This window comes from Bradyrhizobium genosp. SA-3 (assembly GCF_004212635.1).
GTDB lineage: Bacteria > Pseudomonadota > Alphaproteobacteria > Rhizobiales > Xanthobacteraceae > Bradyrhizobium.
The window spans coordinates 1-3,851 of the sequence record NZ_PSRT01000269.1; the positions used below are offsets into that span (position 1 = coordinate 1).

Annotated in this window: 3 protein-coding genes and 1 pseudogene; 3 read left to right on the forward strand and 1 reads right to left on the reverse strand. The window is 64.6% G+C overall.

The window, feature by feature from the left end; all coding sequences use genetic code 11:
* Positions 1–184 (reverse strand): annotated as a pseudogene (locus tag CWO91_RS41700) (hypothetical protein); the annotation flags it as partial.
* 396 nt (positions 185–580) lie between these two features.
* Between CWO91_RS41700 and glgC the strand changes: the two are divergent.
* Genes glgC through CWO91_RS41715 form a run of 3 tightly spaced genes read left to right on the forward strand, consistent with a single transcriptional unit; the run spans position 581 to position 3,692 of the window.
* Positions 581–1,843 carry a glucose-1-phosphate adenylyltransferase gene (gene glgC / locus CWO91_RS41705; protein WP_130221104.1) on the forward strand — a complete coding sequence of 421 codons (1,263 nt, stop codon included), beginning with the start codon at positions 581–583 and terminating at the stop codon, positions 1,841–1,843.
* Positions 1,840–3,423 carry a glycogen synthase GlgA gene (glgA, locus tag CWO91_RS41710; protein WP_245471542.1) on the forward strand — a complete coding sequence of 528 codons (1,584 nt, stop codon included), beginning with the start codon at positions 1,840–1,842 and terminating at the stop codon, positions 3,421–3,423. Before glgC ends, glgA begins: the two co-directional genes overlap by 4 nt.
* An 8-nt stretch (positions 3,424–3,431) precedes the next feature.
* A complete protein-coding gene (locus CWO91_RS41715; protein ID WP_130221105.1) occupies positions 3,432–3,692 on the forward strand; it encodes a SemiSWEET transporter in 261 nt (86 codons plus the stop codon).
* Positions 3,693–3,851: the final 159 nt, after the last annotated feature.

The following is a 3,851-nucleotide window of genomic DNA, read 5'->3' on the forward strand; positions in this document are numbered from 1 at the left end:
CGAGGCCACCGAGGCCCCAGCCCCAGCCGCCGCCGCGCCAACGCACCTGCGTGACGTGATCGCCGGCCGCGGCCTTCATGGTCGCGACATTGGTCGGCATCGGTCCCGCCGCGGCCTGCTCGATTTGGCCGGCCATGACCACGCCGGCCAGCGAACAGGCAATTGCGGTTTTCCAGATCCTCATCGTCTTACTCCCTGTCTGACGTTTCGCTTGGAAAAGGATCGCAACACCATGATCGGACATCCTTGCGCCAAGTCAAAGCGCCAAGTCAAAGCCCGGATTTTGCGTGCGGCGCACAAGTCCCGTTCAAGTCCCGTTCACGCCTCGTTGCGAAATCGCCACCGGCACGCGAGGCCCAACGATCTGCTCTGCCCGATGTGACACCGGCGCGACGCTGTAGCCCGGCGGCCAAGGCAATGGGCAAGACATCAAGGCGAAGCATTAAGCTTCCCGCGCGCGCAACCAACAACCCACTTCCCGATTTACTATTCGTACCGTTACTATCGGTTCCAATGGGCGCGGGACCGCGGGGCTTCTCGCGACAAAAAGTCCCGGCATGCCAGAGTGTGGGAGGATGACATGAGTGCCGTCGGTAGTGAACCGCTTGCCCGCCAGGCGCTGGCGTTCGTCCTCGCCGGTGGACGCGGCAGCCGGCTTTTAGAGCTGACCGACCGGCGCGCCAAGCCGGCGGTCTATTTCGGCGGCAAGTCCCGCATCATCGACTTCGCGCTGTCGAACGCAGTGAACTCGGGCATCCGCCGTATCGCGGTCGCGACCCAATACAAGGCGCACAGCCTGATCCGGCACCTTCAGATGGGCTGGAACTTCTTCCGCCCGGAGCGAAACGAGAGTTTTGACATCCTCCCGGCCAGCCAGCGCGTCTCCGAGACCATGTGGTATGTCGGCACGGCGGACGCCGTCTACCAGAACATCGACATCATCGAATCCCACGCCTGCCGCTTCATCGTGGTGCTGGCCGGCGACCACATCTATAAGATGGACTACGAGGTGATGCTGCGCGAGCATGTCGAGAGCGGCGCCGACGTCACGGTGGGTTGCCTCGAGATGCCGCGCGCGGAATCGTCGGGCTTCGGCATCATGCATATCGACGAGAAAGGCTGGATCCATTCGTTCCTGGAGAAGCCGAAAGATCCGCCGCCGATGCCCGGCAAGCCGGACGTCTCGCTCGCCAGCATGGGCATCTACGTGTTCAACGCGAAATTCCTGTTCGACCAGCTCAAGCGCGACGCCGAGGACCCGAACTCGAACCACGATTTCGGCAGGGACATCATTCCGTACCTCGTCAAGAACGGCCGCGCGTTCGCGCACCAGTTCTCGACCTCCTGCGTGCGCTCCAGCAGCCACAACGGCGCCTATTGGCGCGACGTCGGCACCGTCGACGCCTATTGGTCCGCCAATATCGATCTCACCGATGTCGTGCCGGAACTCGACCTGTTCGACCGCGCCTGGCCGATCTGGTCCTATGCGGAGATCACCCCGCCGGCCAAATTCGTCCACGACGAGGAGAGCCGGCGCGGCCAGGCCGTGAGCTCGCTGGTCTCGGGCGGCTGCATCATCTCCGGTGCCGCGCTGCGCCGCTCGCTGCTGTTCACCGGCGTGCGGGTCAACTCCTACGCCAATGTCGAGAACGCCGTGATCATGCCCTATGTCAATGTCGGCCGCGGCGCTCGCCTGAAGAACGTCGTGATCGACCGCGGCGTCGACATCCCCGAGGGCCTCGTCGTCGGCGAAGATCCCGAGTTCGACGCCAAGCGCTTCCGCACCACCGAGCAGGGCATCTCGCTGATCACCCAGCCGATGATCGACAGGCTCAATACATGACGCCTGTTCGCGTCCTCGCGGTCGCTTCTGAAGTCTATCCCATCGTCAAGACCGGCGGCCTCGCGGATGTCGCCGGCGCGCTGCCGGTTGCACTGAAGGCGCATGGCGTCGAGATGCGCACCCTGATGCCCGGTTATCCCGACGTGACGCGGATGCTCGCCGACGCCGAGGAAATCCAGCGCTGGCCAAACTATTTCGGCGGGCCGGGCCGGCTGCTCGCGGGCTCGCACGACGGCCTCGATCTGTTCGTGCTCGACGTGCCGCATCTCTATGCGCGGCCCGGTAACCCCTACGTCACCAGCGAGGGCGTCGACTGGCCGGACAATGGCGTGCGCTTCGCCGCGCTCTCCCGCGTCGCCGCCGATATCGGTCACGGCCTCGTGCCCGCCTTCGTGCCCGACATCGTGCACGCCCACGACTGGCAGGCGGGGCTCGCGCCGGCTTATCTGCACTATGACAACCGGCCGCGGCCCGGCACCGTGATGACCATTCACAACATGGCCTATCAGGGCAAGTTTGCTTCTGACCTGATCGGTGCGATCGGCCTGCCCTGGCACTCCCTCAGCGTCAACGAAATCGAATATTTCGGCGGCATCAGCTTTTTAAAGGCCGGCCTGCAATTCGCCGATCGCATCACCACGGTGTCGCCGACTTATGCGAAGGAGATCCAGAGCGACGAAGGCGGCATGGGGCTCGGCGGCTTGCTGCGCGCACGCGCGGGCGTGCTCAGCGGCATCCTCAACGGCATCGACATCTCCGTGTGGAATCCGCAGGAAGATCCGCACATCGCCTACCGCTTCGGCGCGGAAGACCTCACGTTCCGGGCCGCGAACAAGGCGGCGCTTCAGCGGCAGTTCAATCTCGATTCCTCGGACGAGGCGCCATTGCTCGGCGTCATCAGCCGCCTGTCCTGGCAGAAGGGGCTCGATCTCCTGCTCGAGGCCATTCCGACCATTTTGGACCAAGGCATGCAGCTCGCGCTGCTCGGCAGCGGCGATCGCGATCTCCAGGACGGTTACCAGGCTGCCGCACGCGCCAATCGAGGCCGGATCGGAGTCGTGATCGGCTATGACGAGATCTTGGCGCATCTGATCCAGGCGGGCTCGGACGCGCTGATCGTGCCGTCGCGCTTCGAGCCATGCGGCCTGACCCAGCTCTGCGCGCTGCGCTATGGCGCCGTCCCGATCGTGTCGCGCGTCGGCGGCCTCGAGGATACCATCGTCGACATCGGCGAGGCCGACGCGTCCGGCCACGACGCCACCGGCTTCAAGTTCGGCCCCGTGACGGCGGACGCGCTCGCCGGCACGCTGCGCAAGGCCAACACCACCTTCCACGACAAGCTGACCTGGCGGCGGCTGCAACGAAGTGGCCTTGCGACCGACGTCTCCTGGCGCAACCGCGCCGGCGACTACGCCGCGCTCTACCGCAACCTCATGGCGCGCGCCGCACGTAGAGCGTTTTCGAGCGAAGTGGATGCCGGTTCGCGTGAAGAAAACGCGTCAAAACTAGAATCTAGAGTCCCGTTCCGATTTCATCGGAACGGGACTCTAGGCATGGCCATTGTCGAATCCATGCTATAGAGCCGGGCATGGACCCCTTCGTGATCAAGCTGCTCGGCTTTGCCGCCGCCACCTGCACCACCGCCGCCTACGCGCCGCAATTCATCAAGGTCTGGAAAACGCGCTCGGCGCGCGACATCTCGCTCGGCATGTTCCTGGTCATGGTGCTGGGCCTGGCGCTCTGGCTCCTCTACGGCCTGCTCTCTGGCGACGCCCCGCTGGTCGCCGCCAACGCCATCACCATGCTGCTCGCCGGCGGCATCCTGTTCATGAAGCTGAAATACGGGTGAGCCCGTCTCTCTTCACCTCTCCCCGCTTGCAGCAGGGTTACCGGATTTGACGGCGGTTTCGCTGCGGCCATCCTTCGAGACGCCCGCTTTGGGCGGGCTCTTCAGGATGAGGATGGAATGCGTGGCAGCAGTTTCAACGGGCACCAATACCGCTTAGCC

Coding starts and splice junctions, on each gene's coding strand:
- glgC (WP_130221104.1), top strand. CDS start 581: ATGAGTGCCGTCGGTAGTGAACCGCTTGCCCGCCAGGCGCTGGCGTTC.
- glgA (WP_245471542.1), top strand. CDS start 1,840: ATGACGCCTGTTCGCGTCCTCGCGGTCGCTTCTGAAGTCTATCCCATC.
- CWO91_RS41715 (WP_130221105.1), top strand. CDS start 3,432: ATGGACCCCTTCGTGATCAAGCTGCTCGGCTTTGCCGCCGCCACCTGC.